The organism is Sphingobium sp. SA916 (assembly GCF_002894065.1).
Lineage (GTDB): Bacteria > Pseudomonadota > Alphaproteobacteria > Sphingomonadales > Sphingomonadaceae > Sphingobium > Sphingobium fuliginis.
Genome location: NZ_LXYF01000111.1, coordinates 1 through 2,554, shown reverse-complemented (window position 1 = coordinate 2,554; position 2,554 = coordinate 1). Strand labels below are relative to the sequence as shown.

The window sequence follows — 2,554 nt, the reverse complement described above, 5'->3', positions numbered from 1 at the left end:
TGTCAACGGCGGTCGGATTTTAGGCCAGCGCGGCGGAGTAAAAGCAGGCCAGTGAATGTGGCGCGGATGATATGCAAAGGGCCCCGATCGGGGCCCTTTGCATATTGGCCGTTTTTCTGCGGATCAGTCGGGCGTGGTGGCCTGGTTTTGCTCCGCCCCGGCGGTGCGGCGGCGGGCGGATTGCTTGAGCCGGTAGCTGTCGCCATTCATGGCCAGGATGCTGACATGGTGCGTGAGGCGATCAAGGAGCGCGCCAGTCAGCCGCTCAGAACCCAGAACCTGGGTCCAGTCCTCGAAAGGCAGGTTAGAGGTGACGATCGTGGAGCCGCGCTCGTAGCGCTGGGAGAAGGTTTCGAACAGCAATTCGGCCCCGGTCGGCGAGAGCGGCACATAGCCGAGTTCATCGACAATCAGCAGCTTCACGGCGGCCAGTTCGCGCTGCATCCTCAGGAGGCGCTTTTCGTCGCGGGCCTCCATCAACTGGTTCACCAGGGCCGCAGCGGTGGTGAACAGGACGCTGAAGCCCTTCTGGCAGGCGGCCAGTCCCAGGGCGAGCGCTACATGGGTTTTACCCGTCCCGCTGTTGCCCAGCGCAATGATGTTTTCCCGCCGCAGGATATACTCGCAGCGCGCCAGTTCGAGCACGAGCATCTTGTTGAGGCTGGGGATGGCGGTGAACTCGAAGGTGTCCAGGCTCTTGACCGCCGGGAACCGGGCGGCGCGGATACGGCGTTCGACGGTGCGCCGCTCCCGGTCGATGAGTTCCAGTTCGATAAGGCGCAGCAGATAGCGGGTATGATCCACGCCATCGCGTGCGCATTCCCGGGCCAGCTTCTCATATTCGCGCAGCACGGTAGGCAATTTGAGCTGCTTGAGGTGATGCGCCAGCAGCACCTGCGGTGTGCCCGCCGTCGTGCCGGTGGGCATCTTGTCTTCCCCGGCCCGGCTCATGCGGCCATCCCCGGCAGAAGGCTGGCATAGTCAGCAGCGCGCGTTGTCTTGACCTCCATCCTGGGCAGGTGCGGATAGGCTTCCAGGTCGAGCCGGGCCGGTCTACGCTCGATCCGCGCCAGTGCGATCTGCTTGACCGCATCGAAGCCGATTGCCCCGATGTGGATTGCCTCTTTCACCGCAAAGGTCACCACCTCCATCGGCATCGCCTCAAGCAGGCGTAGGACCTGGATGAACTCGCGCTTCCCCTTGTTGCCCATCCGAACCTCGAGAAGATGGCGCAGGTGCTGGAAGTCCTCCGGCAGATTCCAGTCCTTAAGCGCGGCTGCCTGATCGAGCGCGCCCGGCTTGGTCTCGATCAGGGCCAGATAGTGCAGCGGGTTTGCCACAAACATGGCTTCGCCATAGCAGCGCGGATGACGGGCGATCTCTTCACCGCCGCACAGGATGATAACCCGGTCGACGAAGCCCTTCACGACAACGTCTTGGAAGCCATAGCAGGTCGGCACCGAGTAATCGTTGGTCCGGTAGCGCACCAGCGCAGTCGAGGAGACGCGTGCGCCCTTGGTCTCGCATGGTTCGAACGTGCCGGCGGGCAGCGGGCGCAAAGCCGCCAGATCTGCCGCCAGGCGCTCCCCGATCGTCTCGGTGTGGCGTTCGGCTCGCTCGTCCTGCCGGGCCCGGCACCGTCGTTCCAGCTCTGCGTTGAAGTCGTCATAGGTCGCCGCGCGCGGGATCGGCACCATGAAGTGCGAGCGCGCATACTTCACCAGCCCTTCAACCTTCCCCTTGTCGTTGCCCTTGCCCGGGCGGCCAAAGCGATCGGCAAACAGGTGATGGCTGACCAGCCCGGTGAAGGCCTGGGTACGCTCGCGCTTGCCATCCCCGCAGATCTTGGCCACCGCGATCTTGGTGTTGTCGTACAGGATCGAGAGCGGTACCCCGCCAAAGAAGGCGAAGGCGCAAACATGCCCGTCCAGGAAGGCTTCCGTCGTCTCGGCAGGATAGGCCTTCACAAAGCAGGCATCGGATTGCGGAAGGTCCATGCAGAAGAAATGCACCTTCTGCCGCACACCGCCGATCACTCCCACCGCTTCGCCAAAGTCCACCTGGGCGTGCCCTGGCGGATGCGCCAGCGGCACGAAGGTCTCGCGGCTACGCACACGGCTCTGCCGAACGTAATCCTTCACCACCGTATAGCCGCCGCCGTAGCCATGTTCATCGCGCAACCGCTCAAAGATTCGTTTGGCCGTATGGCGTTGCTTGAGCGGCGCAACATAATCCTCAGCCAAAATCCGGTCGATCACCGGCAGCAACGATCCCAGCTTCGGCTTGGCGACAGGCTTGGAACGCGTGTAGCCCGGCGGCAGCGAGAAACGGCACATCTTCGCGATCGTCTCTCGGCTCAGGCCGAAAACCTTCGCTGCCTCCCGTTGGCTGTTCCCTTCGACAAACACAAAGCGGCGTACCGCTGCATAGCTCTCCACGGCAAACATCCCCGGCCGCTCCAAAAAGAGCAACCTTACCAATGGCTGGTTTTTACTCCGCCGCGCTCAGCAATTTGCCGGCGCTCCATTGGCCTGGTTTGTCACCGCCGTGCACA

General features: G+C 63.0%; 2 protein-coding genes. Both read right to left on the bottom strand.

Features of this window, described 5'->3' with window-relative positions:
• Nucleotides 1-123: 123 nt before the first annotated feature.
• Complete coding sequence (istB, locus tag A8G00_RS24585; RefSeq protein WP_030538513.1) at nt 124-927, bottom strand: IS21-like element helper ATPase IstB; 804 nt, start codon at nt 925-927, stop codon at nt 124-126.
• Between the two features lie 20 nt (nt 928-947).
• Nucleotides 948-2,447 carry an IS21 family transposase gene (gene istA, locus A8G00_RS24580; protein ID WP_030538512.1) on the bottom strand — a complete coding sequence of 500 codons (1,500 nt, stop codon included), beginning with the start codon at nt 2,445-2,447 and terminating at the stop codon, nt 948-950.
• Nucleotides 2,448-2,554 lie beyond the last annotated feature (107 nt).

What these genes read in the sequence shown, in the direction of transcription:
- istA (WP_030538512.1), bottom strand. Translation starts at nt 2,447, where the DNA reads ATGTTTGCCGTGGAGAGCTATGCAGCGGTACGCCGCTTTGTGTTTGTC.
- istB (WP_030538513.1), bottom strand. Translation starts at nt 927, where the DNA reads ATGCCCACCGGCACGACGGCGGGCACACCGCAGGTGCTGCTGGCGCAT.